This is a genomic window from Pseudomonas sp. AC172, assembly GCF_979258595.1.
Window position 1 is genome coordinate 4,868,732 of record NZ_OZ409868.1, and the last position, 26,156, is coordinate 4,894,887.

The window sequence follows — 26,156 nt, forward strand, 5'->3', positions numbered from 1 at the left end:
TTCATGACGGACCGCAGAGCAATTCGAGCAGATGCCGCATCGCCAACGGGCGGTGCGGCGTCGAGCCGTGCATCACCACCAGCTCTCGCGAATAACGCTGCTCCTCCTCCACCGGCAGGACATACATTCCGTCCAGCGCCATCCCGGCCCATTGTGGCACCAGTGACACTCCCATCCCCTGAGTCACGAGCATGACGATGGTTTCCAGCGCATCCAGTTCACACAGCACATTCGGCTCGATCGCCTGCTCGTCGAGGTATCGCTGAGCGATCTGCCCGCCCCATGAGCGTGCGTCATAACGAATGAATGGACCTTCGCGCAGCAGTGTTTCCAGCGACTGTCCGACGCGCGCGGCCGGCGCAATCAAAACCAGCGGCTCGACCTTGAGCACAGCCAGCGCCAATGCCTTCGGCGGCTGGAACGGCGGCCTGACCAGAATTGCCGCGTCCAACTCCCCCGTCAGCACCTTTTCGTAAAGGCTTTTTGAGTCCCCGGGCGTGATCTTCAGCTTCAACGCCGGCGCCGAAAACGCCAATCGCTCGATCAACCCCGGCAACACCCCCGTCAAGGCCGTCGAGATCGCGCCAATCTTCACCTCTCCCGTCAGAGCATCGTGGTCCCGATCGTTTTGCAACGCCTGCGTCTGTTCGATGATCGCCCTGATTTGCGGCAGCACCTGCAGACAGAGATCCGATGGCCGAGCGGCATGCGCGGTGCGCACCAACAGGGCATAACCCAGTGACCGTTCGAGAGCCTGAACTCGCTGACTGATCGCCGCCGCCGTGCGGTTTTCGCGGCGCGCGGCGGCCGCAATCGAACCGGTTTCAACTACCGCGATCAGGCTTTGAAGAAAGCGCACGTCCATAAGTTTTCCTTTCGCTCAGAACAAGGCGAAGCCGTTTTGCCCCGCCGCATGGCCTGTTTAACCTGAGTGCTCCTTCACTCAGGGTGATCACATGAACAGACCTTTTCACGCTGCATACCATGTTTGCGACCTGGATCAGACGCGGACTTTTTATCGAGATGTGTTGGGCTGCACTGAAGGCCGCAGTACAGAGACGTGGGTCGACTTCGACTTTTTCGGCAATCAACTCTCGCTGCACCTGGGCAAACCCTTCGCGACAACCCGCACCGGGCAGGTCGGCGAGCACAAGGTGCTGATGCCACACCTCGGCGTGGTGCTGCCACTGGAGGAGTGGCTGGAACTGGCCGAGCGCCTGAACCGCCTGGGCACTCACTTTGAAATCCCACCGGTGATTCGTTTCGCCGGCGAAGCGGGCGAGCAACGCACGATGTTCTTCCTTGACCCCAGCGGCAACCCTATCGAAATCAAAGGCTTCAAAGACTTCAACGGTCTGTTTGCGCATTGATTCCAACCCCCAACAAACACAATAAAAAGGGGCACAGCATGAGTAGCAAAACATCCACCAGCCTGGTCACTCGCATCATGATCGGGCTCGCCGCCGGGGTCATCGTCGGCATCCTCCTCAACCAGTTTCCCGAACACAAAGCCTGGTTTATCGACAACCTGCTGCAACCGGCGGGCGACCTGTTTATCAGGCTGATGAAAATGATCGTCGTACCGCTGGTGTTTGCCTGCATGGTCGTCGGCATAGCCGGCGCGGGCAGTACCAAAGCGCTTGGCCGGGTCGGGATCAAAACACTGGTGTATTTTTTCACGATCACCAGCATCGCCATCGTCTTCGGGCTGATCGTCGGCAACGTATTCCAGCCCGGCGCTGGCGCGGACTTCAGCAGTACCTTACAGGCACCGGTCAGCGGGCTGGCCACTTCAGGTGAGACACAGAATCTTGGCCGAACCCTGGTCAACATCGTTCCGGATAACATCGTACTGGCAATGTCGCAGGGCAAACTGCTGTCGGTGTTGTTCTTTGCCATCCTGTTCGGCTGCGCCCTGTCGATGCTGCCCGAGCAACAGAAAGCGCCGCTGATCGCTGTAATGCAGGCGGTTTCCGACACCATGTTCAAAGTCACGCATCTGGTCATGCACTATTCGCCGATCGGTATTTTCGGCCTGATCGGCGTGACTGTAGCCAGCTTTGGCCTGAGCGCCTTACTGCCACTGGCCAAGTTGATCGGCATCACTTATGTGGCGGTGTTGCTGTTCGCATTGTGCGTGCTGGGTGTGGTGGCGCGAATGGCCGGGATCCGTTTTTTCCACCTTATCCGCGAAATACGCAGTGAATTGCTGCTGGCTTACAGCAGCGCTGCTTCGGCCACGGTGATGCCGCAGTTGATCGAAAAAATGGAACGCTACGGGGCACCGCGTCCGATCACCAGCATGGTCATTCCATTGGGCTACTCGTTCAACCTGGACGGCGCATCACTGTTTGCAGGACTGGGCACGTTGTTCATCGCTCAAGCTTATGGCATCGACCTGGGTCTGGCAGATCAGGCGATGCTGGTGCTGATCATGGTACTGACCTCCAAAGGCGCGGCGGGCGTGCCGGGCTTCATGTTCATCATTCTGACGGCGACGCTGACCGCCGCCGGATTGCCAGTGGAAGGCGTGGCGATCATCGCTGGCGTTTACCGGTTGATGGACATGCCAGTGACTGCGCTGAACGTATTGGGCAACGCGCTGGCGCCGCTGGTCATCGCACGTTGGGAGGGCCAGCTAAAGGCGCCTGAAAGCGAGCCGGCCGAGTCACCGGTCAGCCCGCCGTTCAACGCCTGAAACTATCGGCTTTTGCTGTCTGAAACATCCTCGGGGGATTCGCCAGAGGCGGGTTTATCCGTCTTTGGCGCCCCGCTCTCACTGCGAATCTGCGCATGGCTGATCAGCGCAAAGATAAAGCTGCCGCCAATGATATTCCCCGCCAGAGTCGGCCCTGCGAAGACCATCCAGAAATCACTCCACGGCAATTCACCGGCAAACACCAGGTACGACACTTCTGCCGAACCCACCACGATGTGGGTGAAGTCGCCGAGGGCCATGAAATAGGTGATGAGGATGATTATCCACATCTTCGCGCTCTCCATGGACGGGATCATCCAGACCATGGTGGCGATCATCCAGCCGGAAACGATGCCTTTGGCGAACATCTGGCTGGCGTGGTTTTCCATGACCTTGCGGCCGATTTCGAGGAAGGCATGATCGGTCTTGGTGTCGAAGATCGGCAGTTCGAGCATCACGTACGCCACCAGAATCGTGCCGCAGAGGTTGCCGACCAACACCACCGTCCACAGGCGGATCAGACGGCCGAAATTACGGATCGTCGGTTTGGTCATGACCGGCAGCACGGCGGTCAGGGTGTTTTCGGTGAACAGTTGTTGGCGGGCGAGAATCACCGCCAGAAAGCCTGCGCAGTAACCGAAACTGGCGATTACCTTGAATTCATCGCCTTCGGGCAGGCGCGAGTTGAGCAGGCCCATGCCCATCAGCGACAGCCCCATGGTCAGCCCGGCCGCCAGTGCCGACCACCAGAGTGCAGCGATGCTGCGCTCCAGCTCCTGATCGCCTTGGCTGCGGATGATTTCATGCAGGACGGCCGCGCGGGGTGGCTGGCTCTTCTCGACTTCGTGCTGTTCTTTGGCCGAGAGATCGGGGGTCTTGCCGTCGGTGGGGGTGGTCATGGCGTGGGAACCGTGGGGGTGGTGTTTACCTACGACCCCGGCGGTTCATGGCTGTTCAGTGGCCAGATCAATCTTCGGCGACAGGACAACCGCTTTCGCGAGCAGGCTCGCTCCCACAGTTACAGCGTGATCCTTGTGGGAGCGAGCTTGCTCGCGAAGAAAGCACCGCCGATGTTATTTGGTGACTAACTCATCTTCCTGGAACTGGTCTTTCACATATTTGATTTCAGTGCGGCCGTGCGGCGCTGGCAAGCCGTCTTCACCCAGGTTCACAAATACCATCTTCTCGACGGTCAGAATGCTCTTGCGGGTGATCTTGTTGCGCACTTCGCAGGTGAGGGTGATCGAGGTGCGGCCGAACTCGGTGGCGGTGATGCCCAGTTCGATAATGTCACCCTGGCGCGAGGCGCTGACGAAGTTGATTTCGGAAATGTACTTGGTCACCACGCGCTGATTGCCCAGCTGCACGATGGCGTATATCGCCGCTTCTTCGTCGATCCAGCGCAACAGGCTGCCACCGAACAGGGTGCCATTGGGGTTGAGGTCTTCGGGTTTTACCCATTTGCGGGTGTGGAAATTCATCTTCACTCCTGAGTGTCTTGCCGAACGATGGACGGTATCTTGGCAGACTGAGCGGTCATGCTCCATGCGGCTTCGACTATGGTCGTCATTAACGATCTTCATTTGGCCGACAGAAACCCTTTGGAAGATCAGTCTAGACGGCTATAATCGCCCCCGTTTCAAAACGGTAACGATCACTTGCTACCGTTTTCCCGCCACCTGTCCGAGGGGCGCTGCAGCAGGTTCAACCTGTCAGGCTCGGATGGGGCGTTGACCGGCCTTACGCTGGACACTAAACGCACAACGGCGCCCATTCGCATACATTACGAATGGAGGCTCTTCATGAGCGCTGTTATCACGCCTGCAGATTTTAACGATTACAAAGTTGCCGACATGTCCCTGGCTGCCTGGGGCCGTCGCGAAACCATCATCGCCGAATCGGAAATGCCGGCTCTGATGGGTCTGCGTCGCAAGTACTCCGGCGAACAGCCGTTGAAAGGCGCCAAGATCCTTGGCTGCATCCACATGACCATTCAGACTGCCGTGCTGATCGAAACCCTGGTTGCCCTGGGTGCCGAAGTACGCTGGTCGTCCTGCAACATTTTCTCCACTCAGGATCAGGCTGCTGCCGCTATCGCTGCTGCCGGTATCCCGGTTTTCGCCTGGAAAGGCGAAACTGAAGAAGAGTACGAGTGGTGCCTGGAACAAACCATCCTGAAGGATGGCGCGCCATGGGACGCCAACATGATCCTCGACGACGGCGGCGACCTGACTCAGCTGCTGCACGACAAGTACCCAGAAGTACTGGATCGCGTTCACGGCGTGACCGAAGAAACCACCACCGGCGTACACCGTCTACTGGACATGCTGGCCAAGGGCGAGCTGAAAATCCCGGCCATCAACGTCAACGACTCGGTGACCAAGTCCAAGAACGACAACAAGTACGGCTGCCGTCACAGCCTGAACGACGCGATCAAGCGCGGTACCGACCACCTGCTGTCCGGCAAGCAAGCGCTGGTCATCGGTTACGGTGACGTGGGCAAGGGTTCGGCTCAGTCCCTGCGTCAGGAAGGCATGATCGTTAAAGTCTCCGAAGTTGACCCGATCTGCGCCATGCAAGCGTGCATGGACGGTTTCGAACTGGTTTCGCCGTTCATCGACGGTATCAACGACGGTTCCGAAGCAAGCATCGACAAAGCGCTGCTGGGCAAGATCGACCTGATCGTGACCACCACCGGTAACGTCAATGTTTGCGACGCGAACATGCTCAAAGCCCTGAAGAAGCGCGCCGTGGTCTGCAACATCGGTCACTTCGACAACGAAATCGACACCGCTTTCATGCGCAAGAACTGGGCATGGGAAGAAGTGAAGCCACAGGTACACAAGATCCACCGTACCGGCCCGGGCGCTTTCGACGCGCAGAACGATGACTACCTGATTCTGCTGGCCGAAGGCCGTTTGGTTAACCTGGGCAACGCCACTGGTCACCCAAGCCGCATCATGGACGGTTCGTTCGCCAACCAGGTGCTGGCGCAGATCTTCCTGTTCGGCCAGAAGTACGCCGACCTGTCGCCAGCCCAGAAAGCCGAGCGTCTGACCGTTGAAGTACTGCCGAAGAAACTCGACGAAGAAGTGGCCCTGGAAATGGTTCGCGGCTTCGGCGGCGTGGTCACGCAACTGACCAAGCAACAGGCTGACTACATCGGCGTCACCGTCGAAGGCCCGTTCAAGCCGCACGCTTACCGCTACTAAGACAAGAGCAGCTGCGAGTTTCCAGCTTCAAGCGGCAAGCGAGGTCAAAAGCCGGACTTGCCGTGTGAAGCCTGAGGCTCTGCCCCTATTTCAAAACAGTGTCAGGCCGCAAGCTTCAGGCACAAGAGACCAGCGCACCTCCGCTGCTCTTGCAGCTCGTAGCTTGCAGCTTGTAGCTGGAGGTTTCCTCCATGTCCCAAGACCGTCGCTACAGCTTCGAGTTCTTCCCGACCAAGACCGATGCTGGGCATGAAAAACTGCTCGCCACTGCCCGTCAGCTGGCCACTTACAATCCCGACTTCTTTTCCTGCACCTATGGCGCGGGTGGTTCGACCCGTGATCGAACCCTCAACACCGTTCTGCAACTGGAAAGCGAAGTCAAAATCCCGGCCGCACCGCACCTGTCGTGCGTCGGCGACAGCAAGGACGACCTGCGCGGCCTGCTGAACGAGTACAAGACTGCCGGCATCAAGCGCATCGTTGCCCTGCGTGGTGACCTGCCGTCCGGCATGGGCATGACCAGCGGTGAGCTGCGTCACGCCAATGAACTGGTGGAATTCATTCGAGAAGAAACCGGTGACCATTTCCACATCGAAGTTGCCGCTTACCCGGAGATGCATCCGCAAGCACGCAACTACGAAGACGATCTGGCCAACTTCGTGCGCAAGGCTCGCGCCGGCGCCGACAGCGCGATCACCCAGTACTTCTTCAACGCCGACAGCTATTTCTACTTTGTCGACCGTTTGCAGGCGCAAGGTGTCGATCTGCCGATCGTGCCGGGGATCATGCCGATCACCAACTACAGCAAACTCGCGCGCTTCTCCGATGCCTGCGGTGCGGAAATTCCGCGCTGGATCCGCAAGCAACTGGAAGCCTACGGCGATGACACCCAGAGCATTCAGCGTTTTGGTGAGCAAGTCGTCAGCGAGATGTGCGAGCGTCTGTTGCAGGGCGGCGCACCGGGGCTGCACTTTTATTCCATGAACCAGGCTGAGCCTAGTCTGGCGATCTGGAATAACCTGAAGTTGCCTCGTTGAAGCAACGGCAAGCTTCAAGCTGAAAGTGACAAGCAAGATCAAAAGATCGCAGCCTTCGGCAGCTCCTACATTGAGATTTCGTATCCCGTGTAGGAGCTGCCGAAGGTTGCGATTTTTTGCGTTTAAAGGCCCGAAACAGAGCTTGTGCAGGCACTTTCTGGCTCTTTCGCGTTTCTCGTCGTAATCTCAAGCCATGCCTTTGATCACGCAGTTATTCGCCGTGCTGGTTTTTGCTTGCCTGAGCTTCGCCGCTCGAGGCGAGAAACTGCGTATTGTCACCGAACCGTGGGCGCCTTATGTTTATGAAGACGGCGGCAAAAACCTCGGGCTCGACTACGAAACCACTGCCATTGTCTTCAAACGGCTGGGCATTGAAGTCGATTGGCAATTCCTGCCATGGAAGCGCTGCCTGTCGATGCTAGAGACCGGTCAGGCTGATGGCGCGCTGGACATTTTTCATAGCGAAGAGCGCGACGCCACCCTGCTTTACCCGAGCGAACCGCTGTCGGACGTCGAGTTCGTGATGTTCTACGCCAACGACCGGCCGCACCCGTTCAGCAAACTCGAAGAGCTCAAAGGCCTGACCATCGGCACCTCGCCGGGTTATCTGTACAGCCCCGATTTCAGTGAATCAACGTTGTTTAGCCGTGAGCCGGCACCGACCCACGAAGCCAACTTCGGCAAACTGGTGCGCGGTCGCATCGACTTGCTGATCACCGATCGCCGCGTCGGTCAGCATTTGCTCGATGAATTGAATATTCGTGATCAGATCACTGAGAACCCTACCGTTATTAGCCGCCAGAGCCAGTTTCTCGCGGTTCGGCGCAATGCCGGCATGGATTTGCTGGTGCAGCGTTTCGGTGCCGAACTCAAACGTTTCAAGCGCGAACCAGCCTACGCCGAGCTGAGCGCACGCTACGGCGCCGCCCCTTCCAGCAGCCCTTCAATGAATTCAGCCACGGCCAACAGCAAAACCGTTGAGCAGCAGGAAAGCAGCGCGCAGTGATTGCTCTGTTATACTCCGGCGTTCCCGCCAGGCTCACGCCCGGACGCCCGGAACCGTAACAGGCCTCTCGACCCGCTACAGCGCAGCTTTGCAGCCCGCGCGAGCGCTCCAGACGTGCCTTCGGAACCGCAGCAGGACCGGACGGGATTGCGTCCTCTTAAACGCCATTCGCGCCAGGCAAGACTCCCATTGGGCCAAGCCCTAACTAAAACAGGATTACTCATGTCCTTTGCTTCCCTCGGTCTCTCCGAGGCTTTAGTCCGCGCCATCGAAGATGCGGGCTATACCGAGCCTACTCCGGTGCAACAGCGGGCCATTCCCGCCGTGTTGCAAGGTCGCGACCTGATGGTTGCGGCACAGACAGGTACCGGTAAAACCGGCGGTTTCGCCCTTCCGATCCTGGAGCGGTTGTTCCCCAACGGTCACCCGGACAAATCCCAGCGTCATGGCCCGCGCCAACCGCGCGTATTGGTCCTGACCCCGACCCGCGAACTCGCGGCCCAGGTACACGAGAGCTTCAAGATCTACGCCCGTGACCTGAAATTCGTCAGCGCCTGCATCTTCGGCGGTGTCGGCATGAACCCACAGGTTCAGGCCATGTCCCGTGGTGTCGACGTGCTCGTCGCCTGCCCGGGTCGCTTGCTCGACCTCTGCGGCCAGGGCAGCGTTGACCTGTCCCACGTGGAAATCCTCGTCCTCGACGAAGCCGACCGCATGCTCGACATGGGTTTCGTGCACGACGTGAAGAAAGTTCTCGCGCGCCTGCCGTCCAAGCGTCAGAACCTGCTGTTTTCGGCGACGTTCTCCAAGGACATCACCGACCTTGCCGGCAAGCTGCTGCACAACCCGGAACGCATCGAAGTCACGCCGCCGAACACCACGGTCGAGCGCATCGAACAACGCGTATTCCGTCTGCCGGCCAGTCACAAGCGTGCGCTGTTGGCGCACCTGATCACCGCCGGCGCGTGGGAACAGGTGCTGGTTTTTACCCGCACCAAGCACGGCGCCAACCGCTTGGCCGAGTACCTGGACAAGCACGGCCTGCCGGCTGTGGCGATCCACGGCAACAAGAGCCAGAACGCGCGCACCAAAGCGCTGGCCGACTTCAAGGCCAACCAGGTGCGCATTCTGGTTGCCACCGACATCGCCGCACGCGGTCTGGACATCGATCAGTTGCCACACGTGGTCAACTTCGAACTGCCGAACGTCGATGAAGATTACGTTCACCGTATCGGCCGTACGGGCCGTGCCGGTCGTTCGGGCGAGGCGATCTCGCTGGTCGCGCCGGACGAAGAAAAACTGCTGAAAAGCATCGAACGCATGACCAAGCAGAAAATCGCCGACGGCGACCTGATGGGCTTTGATTCGAGCACCATTGAAGCCGAGAAGCCGGAAGTGCGTGAGCGTCCGGACGTGCGTAACCCGCGCAATCCACGTGGCCCACGCGGCGACGGCCCGAATGGCGGCGGCGGTGGCGGCGGTCGTAAAGACAAAGGCAAAGACAAGGGCAAGGAAAAACCGGCCGGTGAACGTGGCGAGCGTCCTGCCCGTCAGCAGAAACCGCGCGAAGGCACTCCGGCTCGCGAACAGCGCCCGAGCCAACCGCCACGTGCGGCGGCTGATCGTGCACCGGACGAGTTCCTCGACGACGATGTGGATAACTTCGGTAACCGCGTTGACTACGTGCCCAAGCCTGCCCCGGCTGGCGGTCGCGGCCGTCGTCCAGGCGCACCGGCTCAGGGCGCAGGCGCAGGTTCGGGCGCACCACGCGGCGGTCAGTCGCAGGGTCGTCAGAATGGTCCGCGCAACAGCAACGGCTCGAGCACCGGCACCCCGCCAGCCAAACGCAGCGGCGGCCCGCGCAACGGCGCGCCGCGTGATGGTCAGTCGGGTCGTCGCGACGATTCCGCCTCGTCCTCGCGCAACCGTCGTCCAGCCCGTGACGATCAGCCTCGCAGCGAGCCAGCCGTGCAGAACCCGCGCAGCAACGGCCCGAAGATCATGCACAAGGAGTCGAAAGCCGACCGCTTCCCGACGCCTGAGCAACTTGATCAACTGCCAAGCCGCCCGCGTGGCGAAAAACCAGCGCTGCTGACCCGCAATCGCTGAGTTAACGCCGACATAAAAGATGCCCCGCCTCGAAAGAGCCGGGGCATTTTTTTTGCCGCCACAAATCCCCCTGAATCACCGCATATCCCGTGTGGGAGCGAGCCTGCTCGCGAAAGCGGTCATTCAGCCAATATCATTGCTGACTGAACCGCCGCCTTCGCGAGCAGGCTCGCTCCCACAGGGGATGTGTGTGACGGGCAATAAAAACGCCCCCGGCCTTTCGACCGGGGGCGTTTTTATGTGGCGGGGGAAAGTTATTTAACTTTCACGCCTTCCAGCGAGATGTCCAGATCCGCAGTTTGCGAGGTAGGACCTGGGCCCTTGATCCCGAAATCGTTCAGGTTCAGGGTGGTCTTGGCGTTGAAGCCAGCACGCTCGCCGCCCCATGGATCCTTGCCTTCGCCGTTGAACGTGGCCTTGAAGGTCACAGGCTTGGTCACGCCGTGCAGGGTCAGGTCGCCGGTCACGTCAGCAGTCTTTTCACCGGTCGATTTAACGGCGGTGGAAACGAACTTGGCATCAGCAAACTTGCCCACGTCGAGGAAGTCTTTGCTGGCGATGTGCTTGTCACGTTCAGCGTGGTTCGACCACAGGCTGGCGGTTTTCACATCAACCGAGATCTTGCTGGCTTCAGGCTTGGCCGAATCCCACGAGAACGTACCGTCGAAATCCTTGAAGGTACCGTGGATGAAGCTGTAACCCAGGTGGCTGATTTTCCAGTCAACGAAGGCGTGCTGACCTTCCTTGTCGATTTTGTAATCCGCTGCCATGGCCTGAGCCGAGAGCAGTGCAGAACCGATTGCCAGAGCGGCCAGAGTCTTTTTCAACATGCTTTCTTTTCCTTTGAGTCGAGGTTGAATTTCAGGCTTTGCGACCGAGCATTCGTGTCAGGGTCGCATCACGATCGATAAAGTGGTGCTTCAATGCTGCCAACGCATGGAGACCGGAAAAAATTACCAGCGCCCACGCCAGCCAGAGATGAATCACCCCGGCGGTATCTGCCTGATCCGGTAGCCCGGAAACCAGTGCAGGAACTTCAAACAGGCCAAACACCGGGATCCCGACACCGTCTGCGGTGGAAATCAGGTAACCGGCAAGCATCACAGCGAACAGCGCCAGATACAGAAACCCGTGGCCGAATTTGGCGCCGATACGGGTCATGCGGCTGTAGCTTTGCAGCGTCGGTGGCGGTGGGCTGATAAAGCGCCACAGCACCCGCAATACCATCACAGCCAGCAACACCAGGCCGATACTCTTGTGCAGATCCGGCGCTTCTTTGCGCCAGCTGCTGTAGTAATCCAGCCCGACCATCCACAGGCCCAGCGCGAACAACCCGAAGACCACCAGCGCCACGCCCCAGTGCATGAAGATGCTGACCCAACCATAGCGCGAAGAAGAGTTACGTAGCTGCATTGCCCAAATCCTGTGAGAACTGCGAACCAAGACTAGCGAGTTATCTATCGAATTAAAGCGGAAAATTTTGCTTTGAAATATCGAGAAATACGATCAAGAGTCTGTAATTGGCGTGTTAAGGAAAGATTAAAGGCGGTTTTTCCGTACAACGCTCGGGCCATGCTACTCGATTCTCGCTGGCTGGACCGGCGCTCCCCCAAGCAGGCATCGATCGCAGGAAGGTCGTCGACAGAGAAATGTTCAGTCGATAACTATGTATCGTTAGTTGTACGTCTGCACCTGTTCAAATGATGACTCAATCATTCTTTGAAAAGGTGAACAACATGGCTCTTCGTTACACCCCCTTTCAAGCAAGTGGTACTTCCGAGTTACCGCCAAACCAAACCCTGACCCCAGGTCAATATCTGCAATCCGAGAACGGTCGATTCCGACTGACATTGCAGAGCGATGGAAATCTGGTGATAAAAGAAGGTGAAGCGGTGGTGTGGATCGCCGATAACCACCAGCCTTACAGTTTGACTTTGCATCCGAAAAAGATGCGTGAGCCATTGCAGTTCGTCATCAGCAACAATGGCTTTCTCTACGACCCTTCCCGACGGCGCCTATGGATTGCTGAAAGCACGCACAGCCTCGACAAATCCCTGTGGCACAACACTTACATGACGATGCAGGACGATGGGAACCTGGTCATCTACGATCAGCGCAACGGGAATCTGCGCTGGGCCCGATTCGGTTTTGTCCCCGGACGCATTCGAAAACCCAAGCAACGATGGCTCCGAAAATTACCCAACGGCACGGAGTTCTTCAAATGGGACTTTTAACAAACCTTCTTACTTTTATTGATTAGTTGGTAAAAACCGCCGGTGGCTGCAAGCAATCCGCACTATACGGATCTATCTTGCATTGATGAGCAAGTTCAGCGCCATAACCACCAGGAAAGAAACGCCCATTGGCACAACCCGAAAGTGTCATCAACAAAAGTATTACCGTAAGTCTTTTCATCGAGCGCCTCGAATTTTTCCAAGCATAAAGTTGGAGATCAGGCACCCGCTATCATTTCGTTCTGATTGTTTTGTGGGAAGTGTCCTGCGCAGAGGTAAGCCTTGAGACTGCACCGAAAAGGATTGAAGCGCGCGCTTGCGGCAAAAAAAAACGCGGCCCGTTTGGCCGCGTTTTTTATTGAAGCAAAGGCTTACTGCGCCTTGGTCTCAGTGGTTGCTGCCGGCTTGGCTGCAGGCTTCTTCGCCGGCTCAGCCTTTTTCGCCGCCGGTTTGGCCGCAGGCTTTTTCGCTTCGGTTTTTGCCGCTGGCTTCTTCGCCGCAGGCTTGGCCGCTGCTTTCTTCGCCGGTTCAGCTTTCACCGGGGCCGCTGGCTTCGGTGCTTCCACCGGAGCTGGCGCAGGTGCCGGAGTCGGCGCAGGCGCTGGAGCAACCGGCGCTGGAGCCGGCTCTGGCGCCTTCACAGGCTCAGGCTTCTTCTCGTCATCCGAACCGCCAAACAGGTTGCTGAAGAAGTTGCCCTTCTTCGCCGCCACGGCACCCGCCGCGCCTGCCGCTGCTGCGGCCGGTACCACCTTCGCCGGCTCAAACGACTTGCCCGCCGCCAGGTCTTCAACCTGACTGGCCGCACGCTGACCGGTGCGCAGTGCGCCTTCCAGCGTGCCCGGGTACAAGGTGTCGGTGTGCTCGCCAGCGAACGTCACGCGTTGCAGCGGACGTTCCCACAGGCGCCAGAACTTGCTGATCTGGCCCGGGCCATAAGCCAGGTACGCGCCGCCCATCGACGGGTCGGTGCTGTAGCGACGGATTTCATAACCGGTGAACGAGCCACGGGCCTGTGGATAAAACGCGTGCAGACGAATCAGCACCTGATCGACCATCTGCTTGTCGCCGAACGCCTGCATCACGCGGGCATTGTCGCCGGACAGGTTGATCACCACGTTGGCACCGCCCTTTAGAGCAGGCTCGATCCACAACATGCCCAGACCAGTGTTGCTGTAGATCTCGCCGGACATCCGCGCCTTGCTTTCCCACACCGGCGTCTTGAACTTCAGCATGATCTGGTCGCGCCAGCCGTAGTTGGTGCCCTTGATCGCGGCCATGTGCTGGGCATCCAGCGCCGGCGTCAGGGCAATCTTGTTCAGCGCGCGCAACGGCACGGCCAGTACGACGTAATCAGCCTGGTAGCCAACACTGCCGACCTTGACGGTCACGCCGTCCTTGTCCTGATTGATCGCCGACACTGGCGAATTGGTCTTGATGGTCTTGATCTGTTTGACGAACGCCTGCGCCAGCACCTGGCTGCCGCCGACCAGACGCGAAGCGCGCAGGTCACGGTCGGAAACGCCGCGATAGACACGGTTCTGCTGAGCGAAATACAGCAGCGACAGACGCGAAGGCTCGTCGTAATGAGTGCGGATGTCCTGGTTGATCAACTGGCGCGCAGTGGCTGGCAGGTTCTGCTTGTCGAGCCAGCTCGATACGGTGATCTGGTCCAGCGCATGCAGGGTGCTGGTCGCCGCCGGGTTCTGCGGGTCGTCGATCGAACGCGCCAGATCGTCGAGGGTTTTCTGGTAGCGCTTCAAGGCATCAGCGGTGGCCGGTTGCTTGGTCGCCAGATCCGCAGCGGAGAAATACTCGCCGTCGATCAGGTAACCCGGCGTACGCACGAATTCCGGAGCCGGCGTGGTACCGAGCTTGAAGGTCGACACGTACTTGTTCAGCACCGGCTGCGTCTTGTCGTTGCCGATCCACTCGCTGGTGGCCATGCCGGAGCGACCGCCCATGCTCGGCTTGGCTTCCAGCAGGGTGACCTGCCAGCCTTTGTTTTGCAGCTCGTAAGCAGCGGTCAGACCCGAGAGGCCGCCGCCGATCACGATTGCAGTTTTATCCTTGGCCAGCGCTGTAACGCTGAACAGCCCCAACATCACCAGCGCACAGGCGCGCAGCCAACCGACAGACATTCAGCGAACTCCGGAAATACACGTAGGAAAAAGCAGTTTTGCGGGTCAGACGACCCAAAGAACCGCGAAGAATACGTTAGCCATCAAAACGCCGCCAGCGACGTCTATCGGCTCATACAAAGTAGCTCAATCGACACAATGGGTTGTCCCCGCGCGACGCATTGCATAGGCTTGCGCGATTGTTTGCCCGCGCCTGACGCGAGCCGCCTCGAGGAGACTGTAAATGGGCCTGAATAACCAGTGGATGCAACGCGACCTCGCGGTGTTGTGGCATCCCTGCACCCAGATGAAAGACCACGAACAGCTGCCGCTGATCCCGATCAAGCGCGGTGAAGGCGTCTGGCTTGAAGACTTCGAAGGCAAGCGTTACCTCGACGCCGTCAGCTCGTGGTGGGTCAACGTGTTCGGCCATGCCAACCCGCGCATCAACCAGCGCATCAAGGATCAGGTCGATCAACTGGAGCACGTGATTCTGGCCGGCTTTAGCCACCAACCGGTGATCGAGCTGTCCGAGCGTCTGGTGAAGATGACGCCGGAAGGCCTGAATCGGGTGTTCTACGCCGATAACGGTTCGTCCTGCATCGAAGTCGCGCTGAAAATGAGCTTTCACTACTGGCTCAATCGCGGCCAGCCAAACAAAAAGCGCTTCGTCACCCTGACCAACAGCTACCACGGCGAAACCATGGCCGCGATGGCGGTAGGCGACGTGCCGCTGTTCACCGAAACCTACAAAGCGCTGCTGATGGACACCATCAAAGTGCCGAGCCCGGATTGCTATGGGCGCCCCGAAGGCATGAGCTGGGAAGAACATTCGCGCAACATGTTCGCCGCCATGGAACATACCCTGGCAGAGAACCATGACAGCGTCGCGGCAGTGATCGTCGAGCCGCTGATTCAGGGTGCCGGCGGCATGCGCATGTATCACCCGGTATATCTCAAGCTGCTGCGCGAGGCCTGTGACCGTTATGGCGTGCACCTGATTCTCGACGAGATCGCCGTTGGTTTCGGTCGCACCGGGACGATGTTTGCCTGCGAACAGGCCGGTATTCGTCCGGACTTCCTCTGCCTGTCGAAAGCCCTGACCGGCGGCTACCTGCCGCTGGCCGCGTGCCTGACCACCGATGAAGTCTACAGCGCGTTTTACGATGACTACCCGACCTTGCGCGCCTTCCTGCATTCGCACAGTTATACCGGCAACCCGCTGGCGTGCGCGGCAGCACTGGCGACGCTGGATATCTTCGAGCAGGACAACGTCATCGAGAACAACAAGGCCCTGGCCCAGCGCATGGCCTCGGCGACGGCGCATCTGGTCGATCACCCGAATGTGTCGGAAGTGCGCCAGACCGGCATGGTCCTGGCCATCGAGATGGTCAAGGATAAAGCCACCAAAGAGGCCTACCCTTGGCAGGAACGTCGTGGCTTGAAGGTGTTTCAGCATGCGCTGGAGCGTGGCGCGTTGCTGCGTCCGCTGGGCAGCGTGGTCTACTTCCTGCCGCCGTACGTGATCACCCCGGAGCAGATCGACTTCCTCGCCGAAGTCGCCAGCGAAGGCATCGACATTGCTACCCGTGACAGCGTCAGCGTCGCCGTGCCAAAAGACTTCCACCCCGGCTTCCGCGACCCGGGCTGATTCAAAATTTGTGGCGCCTGAACTGCCGCTTTCGCGAGCAAGCTCGCTCCCACAGGGGAATGCATTCCAAATGTGGGAGCGAGCCTGCTCGCGAATGAAGTCGACTCCGATCCACCTGATTCACATCTTTCCAGAGACCCGAAATGAGACTGTCCCGCTTCTTTATCGACGCCCCCCTGAGCACCGGCGAACACGAATTGCCGGAGGCCCAGGCGCATTACATCAGCCGCGTGCTGCGCATGGCCGAGGGCGATGCGGTGCAGTTGTTCGACGGCTCCGGCCATGAGTTTCGCGGTGCCCTGCTAGAAGTCGGCAAGAAACGCGTGACCGTGCAGATCGACGAACAATTCGCCGGTCAGGTCGAATCGCCGCTGCACATCCACCTCGGCCAAGGCCTGTCCCGTGGCGAGCGCATGGACTGGGCGATCCAGAAAGCCACCGAGCTGGGCGTGAATGAAATCACCCCGATCTTCAGCGACCGCTGCGAAGTCCGCCTCAAAGACGAACGCGCCGACAAACGCCTGCTGCACTGGCGTCAGGTGGCGATCAGCGCGTGCGAACAGTGTGGGCGCTCGCGGGTGCCGGTGATTCATCCGCCAATGTTGTTGGCGGACTGGATCAAGCAGACTGAAGCGGAGTTGAAACTGGTGTTGCATCCGGTGGCGGAGCCGTTGGTGAGCCATGCCAAACCGGCGACTCTGGCATTTCTGATCGGGCCTGAAGGCGGTTTGACTGATGCGGAAGTCGAGCAGGCCAAGGGTAACGGCTTCCACGCCGCCCGCCTCGGCCCGCGCGTGTTGCGTACCGAGACCGCGCCAGTGGTTGCACTGGCGGTGGCCCAACAGCTTTGGGGTGATTTCTAAGGCCTCTTCGCGAGCAAGCTCGCTCCCACAGGGATTGGGTATGATTCGGTTTAGAGGACGTAAAACAGAATCGCGACAAAGTGCAACAAACTCCCGGCAATCACAAACAAATGCCAGATCCCATGCGCATGCCGCAACCGGTGATCCAGGGCAAAAAAGATGATCCCCACCGTGTACAAAACCCCGCCCGACGCCAGCCAGGCAAACCCGGTCGTACCCAGCGCCGCAATCAGCGGTTTGACCGCCACCAACACAATCCAGCCCATCACCGCATAAATCACGATCGACAGAATCCGCGCCTCAGAACGCGGTTTGATCTCCTGAAGAATGCCGATCAGCGCAAGCCCCCAGACAATCCCGAACAGCGTCCAGCCCCACGGCCCGCGCAGCGTTACAAGACAGAACGGCGTGTAGCTGCCGGCAATCAACAGGTAGATCGAAAAGTGATCAACCTTCTTCATGATCGCTTTCTTGCGCCCGCGCACGCTGTGGTACACGGTCGAAGCGCTGTAAAGCACCAGCAAGGTAAACGCGTAAATCGCCACACTGACGATCTTCCACGGGCTGCCGTCGAGGCTGGCGATCACCAGCATCCAGACGCCGCCGATAAACGCTGCCACTGCCCCGACCAGATGCGTCCAGGCGTTGAGTTTTTCTCCGTGATACATGTGTCGCTCACCTCAATATTCGTTACCGCAGCGCGCAAGGCTCGGGCCTTGAGCGTAAAAGCGCAATGTTTCTGTTCAACACCAGCCTGCGCGCGTCGTGGTAATTGGGCACAATCGGCCGATACCAAAAAGAGTCCGCGCCATGCTGATCGACGAAGAATTGACCCTGAAAAAACTCGAGGTGTTCCTCGCCTTCATGCGCACCGGCAACCTCGCCCGCGCCGCTGCCGAGTTGCAGACCAGCAACGTCAGCGTGCACCGCGCCATTCACTCGCTTGAAAGCGCCCTGCGTTGCCCGCTGTTCAAACACGAAGGCCGCAACCTGACACCGCTGGAAAGCGCCTACGTACTCGAAGAACGCGCACAGAAATTGATCAACGACGTCGTCGAAAGCGTGCGCCTTACACGCGAAGCCGCCGGCTTCTCTGCTGAACGTTTCAAACTCGGATCCCTGTATTCGCTGACCGTGAAAACCGTACCGCAACTGATCATGGGCCTGAAAATCCGTCGCAGCGAACTCAACATCGACCTGATCCTCGGCTCGAACATCGACCTGCTCTACAAGCTGAAAAACATGGAAGTCGACGCGATTCTGGTGTCGCTGGACGACAGCATCAACGACCCGGATTGCGAGCAGATTGCGCTGTTCTCCGATGACATCTTCCTCGCCACCCCGGCGGATTCAAAGTTCGCCCAGCGCAGTGAAGTGGATTTGGCCGAGGTGCGCGATGAAACTTTCATCACACTGACTCAAGGCTTTGCGACGCATCAGGACGGTAACCGGGTGTTCAAGCAGGCGGGGTTCGAGCCGAAGGTGGCGATGCAGGTGAATGACATCTTCACGCTGCTGAGCATGGTCAGTTCGGGGGTGGGTTATGCGTTGCTGCCGGGGCGGATTGCGGCGGTGTATGAGAATCGGGTGAAGCTGATTCCGTTGCAGGAGAAGTACCGGTTGCAGCAGCACATTGGGGTGGTGTTTTTGAAGGCCAAGGAGAGGGATCCGAATTTGTTGGCGTTGCTGGCGGAGTGCCGGATGTATGCCAATCGGCAGGCTGGGGTTTAGATCAAGATCAAGATCAACAGCTACCCCCTCACCCCAGCCCTCTCCCCCAAGGGGGCGAGGGGGAAAGGGAGCAGATCGGGGAGATTTCAAGACCTGAGTTCGACTCAGGACTTTCAGGTCGGCGTACCTCCAACATCCAACTCGGTCAGTCCCCTCTCCCTACGGGCGGTCCGACGTTTCGGGAGGGTTAGGGTGAGGGCCGCTTTTAGCGATTTAACCCACCAACCCGCGCATCGCCAAAAACAACAGCGAAGGCCCAAGCAAACACCCAAGCGCGGTATAAAACGCAGCCGTCAGACACCCATAAGGCACCAGCTTCGGATCCGTCGCCGCCAACCCGCCGGCCACGCCACTAGACGTGCCCATCAAACCGCCGAAAATCACCGCACTGCGCGGGTTGTTCAAGCCAATCATCGGCGCCACGAACGGTGTCATCACCATCACCAGAATCGCCTTGATCAGCCCCGCCGCAATCGACAGCGCCATCACCTCGGAACTGGCGCCAATCGCCGCGCCGGTCACCGGGCCGACGATGTAAGTCACCGCGCCCGCGCCAATGGTGGTCAGGCTCACCGCGTCGGTATAACCGAACGCCATCGCCACACCGACCCCGGCGACAAACGACGTGCCGACACCTACAAACAGCGCCAGCACACCGACGAACCCGGCACGCTTGAGCTCATCGACACTCACGCCAAATGCCGTGGCGACAATGGCAAAGTCACGCAGCATCGCCCCGCCGAGCAAGCCGATGCCGGACAACAACGGAATATCCACCACGCCCTTCTGCCCACCGGTCAGCGCGCCGCCGACATACGACAGCACCAGCCCGAGCAGAATGGCGATGGCCGAACCGTGCAAGCGGCCCTTGGTGAAGGTGTTGGACATCCAGTAGGAGACCCACATGGTCAGGCCGACAATCAGGAAGCCGCTGATCAAACCGTAGCCGGTGATGACTTTCATCATTGATTCGTACATGGCGCTTACCCCGCAGTCTTGGCTGGAGCGATCGGGGTCTGCTCCTTGTTGCCCATGCGCGTCAGCACAGGCACCAGGGCAAAAGCGATCACCACAGCAAGCGTCCCGGCGAGGATCGCCATTGGCCCGCCCTTGAGCGCGCCATACACGTTCTGCTGCGCGGCCATCGCCACGACGATCGGAATGTAGATAGCGCTCCAGAACTCGACGCCCTGCTCGGTCTTGCCCTTGAGCCAGCCGCTTTTGTTCAGATAACTGCCCAGACCGATCAACAGCAGCATCGCAATGCCGACACCGCCGACGTTGGCCGGCACGCCGATCAGCTTGCCGAGCAGCTCACCGACCCAAATACCCACCAGCGTACAAAAGGCGAGAAACGCCACACCGTAAATAATCATTGTTGTAGTCCTCAAAGTGCATCGTCGAATGTTGTTTTTGTTGTTCGAAGCTTGAGTCGGCGGTTTTAGAGTTGGCGGCCACCCTCCTCACGCAACAGCGCCTGCAAGGTGTCGAGACGCGCACTGTCGAAGGCAGTGACCGTGCCCTGCTCGAACACCCGGCGCGCCAGCCCGGTCAGCACCGCACCGGGCGGCAGTTCGATCTGTAAACGTACGCCACGCTCGTAGGCGCTTTGCACGGTGCCGCGCCAGTCCACCACACGGCACATATTGAAGGCGAGGTCGTCGCGCAGCGCTTCTACTTTGGTCACGGGCCGTGCGCGACTGCCGCTCAGGTAGGCGATTTTCGGAGTTTTCAGTTCAACCTTGGCGAAGGCTTCGACGAGGGTTTGCGCCGGTTTCTCCAGCAATGGACAGTGCGACGGCACACTCACTGCCAGGCGCTTCGCCAGACCGGCGCCACGACTGCGCGCCAGTTCAGCCACGGCTTGCATAGCCTCGTCACTGCCGGCAATCACCACCTGGTTATCGGCATTGATGTTGGCCAGATACACCGGCGAACCCTCGCCGTGCACCTGCGCCAGCAGCGTTTCGACGGTGGATAACTGCAGGCCGATAATCGCGGTCATGCCGTAGCCCTGTGGATAAGCTTGCTGCATCAGTTCACCGCGCAGGCTGACCAGATGCAGCGCATCGCTGAACCTCACAGCGCCCGCAACTACAGCTGCCGGGTAAGCGCCGATGGACAGGCCGGCGACGTAATCCGCCGTGAGTCCGTCTTGCAACAGTTGCCGCGAAGCAGCGACTCCGGCGATCAGCAGGCATAGCTGAACCGCCCTTGTCGTGCGCAACGCATCGCTGGAATCCAGCAGCAAAACATCTTCGCCAAGCACATCGCTGGCCTCAACCAAGGTCTCCCGAGGCAAGCTCTGAAGCATGCCCGCTTGCTGTGCGCCCTGGCCGGGAAACACCAGCAGACTGCTCACGCTGCCTGCTCCTGCGGATTCCACGGATCGATCACCAGACAAGCCTGATAAGCATTTTTCAGCAGCACACGCGCCGAACCGCTGGCCCATTCACGCAAAGCCACCGCACCGAACGGCGTCTGCAATTGCATATCGACCCGGCACACGGCTTGATCGAAAAGCTCCACGAGTTTGCGTGCCTGATTACGCGTGATCAGTTGCGGTGTCCGCAGAATCAGATCGAGATCACTGGCCACGTGCATCGCGGTAAAACCACTGGCCAATTCAAACCCGACACTGCCGCTGACACCCCAGACCCAACCGCAATCGTCGAGCATCGGCCGCAGTTGTTTGAGCGCCTGCATCACTGGCAGATCGCGTTCGCAATCGACATGACAAAGCGCTTCTGGACTGACCCGACAGGCAATCGAATCCAGTGCCATAAACGCCGCCAACCGCTGCTCGCGCAACACACCGCGCACGCCGACCGCGACAAAACCTTCAGCACTCAACGCGCGCCGCACCACCACCGGTTGCCCGGCGGCCAGCGACTCGACGGCCCACAGCGGCGCATCCGCCGGCAACTGCGCCGGGGTCATGCCCCAGAGCAGATCGTGGGCCAGAGGCGTGTTCACCACTGCGCCCTCAGCAGTTCGCGAACCTTGCTGGAGGCCGCACGATTTTTCGCGCCGAGGCGATTGCTCAAGTCAGTGCTGGAGACATCGCCGATGGCTTGCTTCAGGCACTCGTTGACCCTCGAAAGATCCTCCGCCGTCGGCTGCTCAATCCGTTGCACCGAAAGTGTTTCCCAGAGCAATCCGAGGCTCGCATAACTGTCGATGTCATAGGCCATCGGCGGCACGCTGGCGGCCAACGCTTCCAGCTCTTCGACGCTGCGCAAGGTCACACGCGCCGCCGACGCCTTGCCCATCGCATGCACCATCACGCCCGGATCACGCAGCGCGATCAACCGATTGGCCTGATAACCATGCGCCAGAAACGCCCCGGACATCGCCTTGCCCACCAACAGCGCAATCACCGGATGCCCGGCCAAACGCGCGCGGGCATAACTGTCTGCAGCGCCGGCCAGCGCCTGATGAATGCCGAGCGCTTCTTCACGGCGACCGTAAGCCTGGCTCGGCACATCGACGATGGCGATGATCGGGCGCTTTTGCGCCTTGTCACAATCAGCAGTGATCGCATCATCCACAGCCTTGGCCAACCCCCAGCCTTCAAGCAAACCGACTTCACCATTGCGAGCGCGAGGGAAACGATTGTCCGGGTCGGCGACCACAGCGATAAAACGCCCCAGCTCACCGTCAGCCACCTTCAACGAGGCCGGCAGTCCTTCGACCAACACAGCGCCCACGCTCAAGGCGTTGAACCAGTTCAAACCGCGCAGTGAATAACCGCTCATGAGCGCTCTCCTTGATACAGATCGCGAACCACCGACGGTTCGATTTGCGGGTCAGTGTTCAGACTGACAAGGCGTTGCAAAAACCACTCGGCGCGTTGGCTGCGTGGCTGCGCCGGCAAACCTTGCTGGAGCAATTCGCCGACCTGCTGCCGAATCTTCGCCACGTCATCAGCGACATAACGATCGACCAGACCACTGGCGAAACGCTGCTCGCCACCGGTCAGGCTCCAGATGAACGGACGGTCGCGCGAGTCGTATTCCTCGATCCCCGCTTCCTGTTCAATTACCTGCGGGCCGTTCAAACCAAGGCGCGCTTCCTGAGTCACCAGCAAATAGCTGCACAGCGCAGCAGCAATCGACATGCCGCCAAAACACCCAACGCTGCCCGCGACCACGCCGACCACCGGTTGGTACTGCTGCAAATCGACAATCGCCGCATGAATATCAGCAATCGCCGCCAGCCCGAGATTGGCCTCCTGCAAGCGCACGCCGCCGGTTTCCAGCAGCAACACCGCGCGGGTCGCAATGCCTTTGCGGTTGTCTTCAGCCGCCAGTTCCAGCGCGCCGGCAATCTTCGCCCCGCCGACTTCGCCAAGGCTGCCGCCCTGAAATGCACCTTCAATCGCAGCAATGACTACCGGCAAACCATCGAGGCTGCCCTTGGCGATCACCACGCCGTCATCGGCCTGCGGCACCACGCCCTGACGTTCGAGCCACGGCGACATCACCCGTTGAAACGGATCGAGCAATTCACGAAAGCTACCGGTATCGAGCAAGGCTTTCGCCCGTTGCCGCGCGCCGAGTTCGACGAAGCTGTGTTTGTTGAGCAACGCGGCGCTGTCAGTCATGGCCGATCTCCTCGAAACCTTGCTCCAGACGCAACCGCACTACCCCCGGCGTCGCGCCGAAATCGTGGATATCAATAGCCATGGCCGGCGGCGTGGTGCCGTCGAACATCCGTGCAAACAGGTGCTGCCAGCGCAGCTGCGCACCGTTGACCGAAGTCTGCACATTGATCGTCAGCTTGCCGGCCAGACCCGGTTCGATCAGCACTTCCAGATCACCCGAGCCGACACAACCGACCAGCGCGCGACCGCGTGGCGGCTGCCCGGCGGGGAATTCAAACGATAGGGTTTCCATCAAAACGCTCCCTGAAGGATGCCGTTGTGCTCGATACGGTCGAGCAGCAGCGTGGCGGCGAGCAAGTCGGCGGCGCCACCGGGCGAGGCATTCAATGCGATGAGTTGTTGATCCAGTTCGTGCAGCCGGCGGCGACCGCTGAGGCTGGCGCTGCCACCGGCGTCGAGCACTGCTTGCGCGCCGTGTTGCATGGCGTGCAGGCCTTCTTCGCCGGCGCGGTAGAGCACGCAGGTGTCAGCGAGGTTGGTCATGATTGCGAGCAAAGCGTCGAGCCGGGCGTTCTGTTCGCCATGGCCGTTGGCGCGGCTGAGTTTGAGTTGCGGCAGACCGCGTTGCAGCACTGAAGGGAAGCCGAGTTGCGCTTCTTCACGAGCGCCGCGAGCGCCGTAACGCAGGGCGACTTGCGCGCCGTGGCTCAAGGGTTTGGGGGCGTGGCGATCATCCAGCAAGGCCAAACGTGCAGCGCGCAGAGAGACTTCGTTGGCACTAGAGGATTGTGGCTCCAGCGCAGCGGCGGTCACCAATAATCCCAAGGCCCAGATCGCCCCGCGATGCGTGTTCACACCGTTGGTGGTCGTAAGCATGGCTTGCTCGCCTTCGCGACCGATGCGGCCAATCGCTTCGCGCAGCGTAGAATCGACTTCGCCGATTTCTACCGCCGCTTCAGCCATTTCCTTGAACGCCGGCCACAACGACAGCGCCGACGCGTGCATCAGGCCCAGGTGCAGATCGGTGTGCGCGCCATTGCCGCGACGGTCGACCAGCGCCGGTTTCGGCGACAGATCGGCTTCGTCAATCAGCGCGTCCACCGCCAGATCAGCCAATCGATCAGCCAGGGACAGCGGTTTCGCTTGCAGGTTGAATGCGTGCATTACCAGCTCCTGAATTTGGCGGGCGGGTTGTACAGGCCGCCGGACCACTCGACCAGATCGGCCACGCTCTTCGCTGCGAGCAATTCGCGGGTGGCGTCGGTGCGGCGGATACCGAGGTCTTCGGGCAAGGCGATCAGGCCTTCGCGGCGCATGCGTTCGGTGTCTTTCGGGTTGTGGCGCAGGCCGATGGCGGTGACGCCGGCGACCGCAGCGATCATCGCCTGGCGCTCTTCCAGCGAGCGTGCCTTGTACAGGTAGGCGATGCCTTCTTCGGTGAGCAGGTGGGTGACGTCGTCGCCGTAGATCATGATCGGCGCCAGCGGCATGCCGCTTTTCTTCGCCACTTCCACCGCGTCGAGGGTTTCGACGAAGGTCGGTTTGCCACCCTCCTGGAACGTCTCGACCATTTGCACCACAAGTTTCTTGCCGCGTTCGAGCATCGGTTGCTGCGAGTCGTCGTGGCGCATGTCCAGCCACGCCGGCGTGCCGTGACGACGACCGCGCGGGTCGTGGCCCATGTTCGGCGCGCCGCCGAAACCGGCGAGACGGCCACGGGTGACGGTCGAGGAATGGCCATCGCCATCGACTTGCAGCGTCGCGCCGATAAACAGATCCACCGCGTACTGCCCGGCGAGTTGGCAGAACATCCGGTTGGAACGCAGCGAGCCGTCGCGACCGGTGAAGAACACGTCGGGCCGCGCGGCGATGTAGTTTTCCATGCCGAGTTCGGTGCCGAAGCAATGCACGCTTTCGACCCAGCCACTTTCAATCGCCGGGATTAATGTCGGGTGCGGATTGAGCGTCCAGTTGCGGCAGATCTTGCCTTTGAGGCCGAGTGATTCGCCGTAGGTCGGCAGGATCAGCTCAATGGCGGCGGTGTTGAAACCGATGCCGTGGTTGAGCGACTGCACGTTGTGTTTTTCGTAGATGCCGCGAATCGCCATCATCGCCATCAGCACGTGCACAGGCTTGATGTGGCGTGGGTCGCGGGTGAACAGCGGTTCGATGTAGAACGGCTTGTCGGCGACCACGACGAAATCGACCCACGACGCCGGGATGTCTACGCGCGGCAGTTCGCTGACGTCGTCGACCAATTGGTTGACCTGGACGATGACGATGCCGTCGCTGAACGCGGCCGGTTCGATCAATGCCGGGGTGTCTTCGGTGCTCGGGCCGGTGTAGATGTTGCCGGCGCGGTCGGCCATGAAACCGGCTGAGAGCACGACGTTGGGGATCAGGTCCACCACCAGCCGCGCGTAGAGTTCGATGTAGGTGTGAATCGCGCCGACTTCGAGCAAGCCGTCTTCGAGCAACTGGCTGATGCGCAGGCTTTGGGTGCCGGCGAAGGAGAAGTCGAGCTTGCGGGCGATGCCGCGTTCGAACAGGTCGAGGTGCTCGGAGCGGCCGACGCTGGGCATGATCATGTGCAGGTCGTGGAGCTTTTCCGGGTCGGCTTTGGCCAGCGAACGGGAGAGGAAATCCGCCTGCTTCTGGTTGTTGCCCTCGAGTACCACGCGGTCGCCGGGATGAATCAGCGCTTCGAGCGCGGCGACGATCTTGTCGGTGGGCAACACCACACCGTCGGCCAGCCCGCGCACCTTGTCGAGGCGGCGCTGCTTCTCATCGCGCCGCCGCGTCCAGCGCGAGTCGGGGGAAATTGTTGTTGTCATGCTCACTCCACGGGGTTCGCTGTCGTGGAGCTAAGGTAGGCGTGTGGGGTGGGGG

Annotated in this window: 26 protein-coding genes and 1 riboswitch; of the genes, 10 read left to right on the forward strand and 16 right to left on the reverse strand. The window is 59.9% G+C overall.

Annotated features, from left to right (window positions below; genetic code table 11):
• Window position 1: 1 nt before the first annotated feature.
• Window positions 2-865, reverse strand: coding sequence for a LysR family transcriptional regulator (locus ACZ0A4_RS21995; protein ID WP_463576362.1), 864 nt, complete (start codon window positions 863-865; stop codon window positions 2-4).
• Between the two features lie 91 nt (window positions 866-956).
• Here ACZ0A4_RS21995 and ACZ0A4_RS22000 point away from each other — a divergent pair, with 91 nt between their 5' ends.
• Both ACZ0A4_RS22000 and ACZ0A4_RS22005 read left to right on the forward strand, forming a co-directional pair.
• Window positions 957-1,370 carry a VOC family protein gene (locus ACZ0A4_RS22000; protein WP_463576363.1) on the forward strand — a complete coding sequence of 138 codons (414 nt, stop codon included), beginning with the start codon at window positions 957-959 and terminating at the stop codon, window positions 1,368-1,370.
• Window positions 1,371-1,447: 77 nt separating this feature from the next.
• On the forward strand, window positions 1,448-2,698 hold the full coding sequence (locus tag ACZ0A4_RS22005) for a cation:dicarboxylate symporter family transporter (protein WP_463577613.1): 1,251 nt from the start codon (window positions 1,448-1,450) through the stop codon (window positions 2,696-2,698).
• A gap of 2 nt (window positions 2,699-2,700) precedes the next feature.
• On the opposite strand, the gene ACZ0A4_RS22010 is transcribed toward ACZ0A4_RS22005, so the two are convergent.
• Window positions 2,701-3,597, reverse strand: a complete 897-nt coding sequence (locus tag ACZ0A4_RS22010; RefSeq protein ID WP_463576364.1) for a formate/nitrite transporter family protein — start codon at window positions 3,595-3,597, stop codon at window positions 2,701-2,703.
• 174 nt (window positions 3,598-3,771) lie between these two features.
• Entirely contained in the window at window positions 3,772-4,179 is a 408-nt protein-coding gene (locus ACZ0A4_RS22015; RefSeq protein WP_016984776.1) for an acyl-CoA thioesterase, read from the reverse strand.
• Between the two features lie 198 nt (window positions 4,180-4,377).
• Window positions 4,378-4,477: riboswitch (S-adenosyl-L-homocysteine riboswitch) on the forward strand.
• A 23-nt stretch (window positions 4,478-4,500) separates the two neighbouring features.
• On the opposite strand from ACZ0A4_RS22015, the gene ahcY reads away from it, so the two are divergent.
• The 4 genes from ahcY (at window position 4,501) to ACZ0A4_RS22035 (ending at window position 10,062) form a co-directional block, all read left to right on the forward strand.
• Entirely contained in the window at window positions 4,501-5,910 is a 1,410-nt protein-coding gene (ahcY, locus tag ACZ0A4_RS22020) for an adenosylhomocysteinase (protein ID WP_463576365.1), read from the forward strand.
• A gap of 191 nt (window positions 5,911-6,101) precedes the next feature.
• Window positions 6,102-6,947: a methylenetetrahydrofolate reductase [NAD(P)H] gene (gene metF, locus ACZ0A4_RS22025; RefSeq protein WP_463576366.1), complete on the forward strand. Its 846-nt coding sequence runs from the start codon at window positions 6,102-6,104 to the stop codon at window positions 6,945-6,947.
• Between the two features lie 193 nt (window positions 6,948-7,140).
• Window positions 7,141-7,953: a substrate-binding periplasmic protein gene (locus ACZ0A4_RS22030; RefSeq protein ID WP_463576367.1), complete on the forward strand. Its 813-nt coding sequence runs from the start codon at window positions 7,141-7,143 to the stop codon at window positions 7,951-7,953.
• Window positions 7,954-8,175: 222 nt separating this feature from the next.
• Window positions 8,176-10,062 (forward strand): DEAD/DEAH box helicase, encoded by a 1,887-nt coding sequence (locus ACZ0A4_RS22035; protein ID WP_034153634.1) that lies wholly within the window; start codon window positions 8,176-8,178, stop codon window positions 10,060-10,062.
• 254 nt (window positions 10,063-10,316) lie between these two features.
• Here the strand turns inward: ACZ0A4_RS22035 and ACZ0A4_RS22040 are convergent, their stop codons facing one another.
• A complete protein-coding gene (locus ACZ0A4_RS22040; RefSeq protein ID WP_007913714.1) occupies window positions 10,317-10,892 on the reverse strand; it encodes a YceI family protein in 576 nt (191 codons plus the stop codon).
• A gap of 31 nt (window positions 10,893-10,923) precedes the next feature.
• Window positions 10,924-11,475, reverse strand: coding sequence for a cytochrome b (locus ACZ0A4_RS22045; RefSeq protein WP_007913713.1), 552 nt, complete (start codon window positions 11,473-11,475; stop codon window positions 10,924-10,926).
• A 323-nt stretch (window positions 11,476-11,798) separates the two neighbouring features.
• Here ACZ0A4_RS22045 and ACZ0A4_RS22050 point away from each other — a divergent pair, with 323 nt between their 5' ends.
• Window positions 11,799-12,296, forward strand: coding sequence for a hypothetical protein (locus tag ACZ0A4_RS22050; protein ID WP_463576368.1), 498 nt, complete (start codon window positions 11,799-11,801; stop codon window positions 12,294-12,296).
• 371 nt (window positions 12,297-12,667) lie between these two features.
• Here the strand turns inward: ACZ0A4_RS22050 and ACZ0A4_RS22055 are convergent, their stop codons facing one another.
• Complete coding sequence (locus ACZ0A4_RS22055; protein WP_463576369.1) at window positions 12,668-14,437, reverse strand: flavin monoamine oxidase family protein; 1,770 nt, start codon at window positions 14,435-14,437, stop codon at window positions 12,668-12,670.
• 223 nt (window positions 14,438-14,660) lie between these two features.
• Between ACZ0A4_RS22055 and ACZ0A4_RS22060 the strand changes: the two genes are divergently transcribed.
• Together ACZ0A4_RS22060 and ACZ0A4_RS22065 are read left to right on the forward strand one after the other, a co-directional pair.
• Window positions 14,661-16,067, forward strand: coding sequence for an adenosylmethionine--8-amino-7-oxononanoate transaminase (locus ACZ0A4_RS22060; RefSeq protein ID WP_463576370.1), 1,407 nt, complete (start codon window positions 14,661-14,663; stop codon window positions 16,065-16,067).
• 143 nt (window positions 16,068-16,210) lie between these two features.
• Window positions 16,211-16,930, forward strand: a complete 720-nt coding sequence (locus ACZ0A4_RS22065; RefSeq protein ID WP_077574885.1) for a 16S rRNA (uracil(1498)-N(3))-methyltransferase — start codon at window positions 16,211-16,213, stop codon at window positions 16,928-16,930.
• Window positions 16,931-16,980: 50 nt separating this feature from the next.
• On the opposite strand, the gene trhA is transcribed toward ACZ0A4_RS22065, so the two are convergent.
• A complete protein-coding gene (trhA, locus tag ACZ0A4_RS22070) occupies window positions 16,981-17,598 on the reverse strand; it encodes a PAQR family membrane homeostasis protein TrhA (protein WP_047596560.1) in 618 nt (205 codons plus the stop codon).
• A 142-nt stretch (window positions 17,599-17,740) separates the two neighbouring features.
• Between trhA and ACZ0A4_RS22075 the strand changes: the two genes are divergently transcribed.
• Window positions 17,741-18,661 carry a LysR family transcriptional regulator gene (locus ACZ0A4_RS22075; protein WP_034153639.1) on the forward strand — a complete coding sequence of 307 codons (921 nt, stop codon included), beginning with the start codon at window positions 17,741-17,743 and terminating at the stop codon, window positions 18,659-18,661.
• Between the two features lie 213 nt (window positions 18,662-18,874).
• Here the strand turns inward: ACZ0A4_RS22075 and madM are convergent, their stop codons facing one another.
• From madM to mdcA, 9 genes are all read right to left on the reverse strand, one after another.
• Complete coding sequence (gene madM / locus ACZ0A4_RS22080) at window positions 18,875-19,639, reverse strand: malonate transporter subunit MadM (protein WP_016984761.1); 765 nt, start codon at window positions 19,637-19,639, stop codon at window positions 18,875-18,877.
• 5 nt (window positions 19,640-19,644) lie between these two features.
• Window positions 19,645-20,037 (reverse strand): malonate transporter subunit MadL, encoded by a 393-nt coding sequence (gene madL / locus ACZ0A4_RS22085; protein ID WP_016984760.1) that lies wholly within the window; start codon window positions 20,035-20,037, stop codon window positions 19,645-19,647.
• A gap of 65 nt (window positions 20,038-20,102) precedes the next feature.
• Window positions 20,103-21,023 carry a malonate decarboxylase subunit epsilon gene (gene mdcH, locus ACZ0A4_RS22090; RefSeq protein WP_463576371.1) on the reverse strand — a complete coding sequence of 307 codons (921 nt, stop codon included), beginning with the start codon at window positions 21,021-21,023 and terminating at the stop codon, window positions 20,103-20,105.
• The gene (locus tag ACZ0A4_RS22095; protein WP_463576372.1) at window positions 21,020-21,640 is read right to left on the reverse strand and encodes a malonate decarboxylase holo-ACP synthase; all 621 of its coding nucleotides are present in this window, start codon (window positions 21,638-21,640) and stop codon (window positions 21,020-21,022) included. Before ACZ0A4_RS22095 ends, mdcH begins: the two co-directional genes overlap by 4 nt.
• Window positions 21,634-22,419, reverse strand: coding sequence for a biotin-independent malonate decarboxylase subunit gamma (gene mdcE, locus ACZ0A4_RS22100; RefSeq protein ID WP_463576373.1), 786 nt, complete (start codon window positions 22,417-22,419; stop codon window positions 21,634-21,636). The genes ACZ0A4_RS22095 and mdcE overlap by 7 nt, the downstream gene beginning before the upstream one ends.
• Window positions 22,416-23,267, reverse strand: coding sequence for a biotin-independent malonate decarboxylase subunit beta (locus ACZ0A4_RS22105; RefSeq protein ID WP_463576374.1), 852 nt, complete (start codon window positions 23,265-23,267; stop codon window positions 22,416-22,418). Before ACZ0A4_RS22105 ends, mdcE begins: the two co-directional genes overlap by 4 nt.
• Window positions 23,260-23,559 (reverse strand): malonate decarboxylase subunit delta, encoded by a 300-nt coding sequence (locus ACZ0A4_RS22110; RefSeq protein ID WP_007913697.1) that lies wholly within the window; start codon window positions 23,557-23,559, stop codon window positions 23,260-23,262. Before ACZ0A4_RS22110 ends, ACZ0A4_RS22105 begins: the two co-directional genes overlap by 8 nt.
• Entirely contained in the window at window positions 23,559-24,431 is an 873-nt protein-coding gene (locus tag ACZ0A4_RS22115; protein ID WP_463576375.1) for a triphosphoribosyl-dephospho-CoA synthase, read from the reverse strand. Before ACZ0A4_RS22115 ends, ACZ0A4_RS22110 begins: the two co-directional genes overlap by 1 nt.
• Window positions 24,431-26,101 (reverse strand): malonate decarboxylase subunit alpha, encoded by a 1,671-nt coding sequence (mdcA, locus tag ACZ0A4_RS22120; protein ID WP_007913685.1) that lies wholly within the window; start codon window positions 26,099-26,101, stop codon window positions 24,431-24,433. Before mdcA ends, ACZ0A4_RS22115 begins: the two co-directional genes overlap by 1 nt.
• Between the last annotated feature and the right edge of the window lie 55 nt (window positions 26,102-26,156).

Bases quoted from the DNA above. Each gene is read 5' to 3' on its own strand.
- ACZ0A4_RS22055 (WP_463576369.1), bottom strand. From the start codon at position 14,437: ATGTCTGTCGGTTGGCTGCGCGCCTGTGCGCTGGTGATGTTGGGGCTG.
- madL (WP_016984760.1), bottom strand. From the start codon at position 20,037: ATGATTATTTACGGTGTGGCGTTTCTCGCCTTTTGTACGCTGGTGGGT.
- madM (WP_016984761.1), bottom strand. From the start codon at position 19,639: ATGTACGAATCAATGATGAAAGTCATCACCGGCTACGGTTTGATCAGC.
- ACZ0A4_RS22115 (WP_463576375.1), bottom strand. From the start codon at position 24,431: ATGCACGCATTCAACCTGCAAGCGAAACCGCTGTCCCTGGCTGATCGA.
- trhA (WP_047596560.1), bottom strand. From the start codon at position 17,598: ATGTATCACGGAGAAAAACTCAACGCCTGGACGCATCTGGTCGGGGCA.
- ACZ0A4_RS22010 (WP_463576364.1), bottom strand. From the start codon at position 3,597: ATGACCACCCCCACCGACGGCAAGACCCCCGATCTCTCGGCCAAAGAA.
- ACZ0A4_RS22005 (WP_463577613.1), top strand. From the start codon at position 1,448: ATGATCGGGCTCGCCGCCGGGGTCATCGTCGGCATCCTCCTCAACCAG.
- ACZ0A4_RS22075 (WP_034153639.1), top strand. From the start codon at position 17,741: ATGCTGATCGACGAAGAATTGACCCTGAAAAAACTCGAGGTGTTCCTC.
- ACZ0A4_RS22050 (WP_463576368.1), top strand. From the start codon at position 11,799: ATGGCTCTTCGTTACACCCCCTTTCAAGCAAGTGGTACTTCCGAGTTA.
- ACZ0A4_RS22110 (WP_007913697.1), bottom strand. From the start codon at position 23,559: ATGGAAACCCTATCGTTTGAATTCCCCGCCGGGCAGCCGCCACGCGGT.
- ACZ0A4_RS21995 (WP_463576362.1), bottom strand. From the start codon at position 865: ATGGACGTGCGCTTTCTTCAAAGCCTGATCGCGGTAGTTGAAACCGGT.
- ACZ0A4_RS22035 (WP_034153634.1), top strand. From the start codon at position 8,176: ATGTCCTTTGCTTCCCTCGGTCTCTCCGAGGCTTTAGTCCGCGCCATC.
- ACZ0A4_RS22030 (WP_463576367.1), top strand. From the start codon at position 7,141: ATGCCTTTGATCACGCAGTTATTCGCCGTGCTGGTTTTTGCTTGCCTG.
- ACZ0A4_RS22000 (WP_463576363.1), top strand. From the start codon at position 957: ATGAACAGACCTTTTCACGCTGCATACCATGTTTGCGACCTGGATCAG.
- ACZ0A4_RS22060 (WP_463576370.1), top strand. From the start codon at position 14,661: ATGGGCCTGAATAACCAGTGGATGCAACGCGACCTCGCGGTGTTGTGG.
- ACZ0A4_RS22065 (WP_077574885.1), top strand. From the start codon at position 16,211: ATGAGACTGTCCCGCTTCTTTATCGACGCCCCCCTGAGCACCGGCGAA.
- ACZ0A4_RS22015 (WP_016984776.1), bottom strand. From the start codon at position 4,179: ATGAATTTCCACACCCGCAAATGGGTAAAACCCGAAGACCTCAACCCC.
- mdcA (WP_007913685.1), bottom strand. From the start codon at position 26,101: ATGACAACAACAATTTCCCCCGACTCGCGCTGGACGCGGCGGCGCGAT.
- ACZ0A4_RS22040 (WP_007913714.1), bottom strand. From the start codon at position 10,892: ATGTTGAAAAAGACTCTGGCCGCTCTGGCAATCGGTTCTGCACTGCTC.
- ahcY (WP_463576365.1), top strand. From the start codon at position 4,501: ATGAGCGCTGTTATCACGCCTGCAGATTTTAACGATTACAAAGTTGCC.
- ACZ0A4_RS22105 (WP_463576374.1), bottom strand. From the start codon at position 23,267: ATGACTGACAGCGCCGCGTTGCTCAACAAACACAGCTTCGTCGAACTC.
- mdcE (WP_463576373.1), bottom strand. From the start codon at position 22,419: ATGAGCGGTTATTCACTGCGCGGTTTGAACTGGTTCAACGCCTTGAGC.
- metF (WP_463576366.1), top strand. From the start codon at position 6,102: ATGTCCCAAGACCGTCGCTACAGCTTCGAGTTCTTCCCGACCAAGACC.
- ACZ0A4_RS22045 (WP_007913713.1), bottom strand. From the start codon at position 11,475: ATGCAGCTACGTAACTCTTCTTCGCGCTATGGTTGGGTCAGCATCTTC.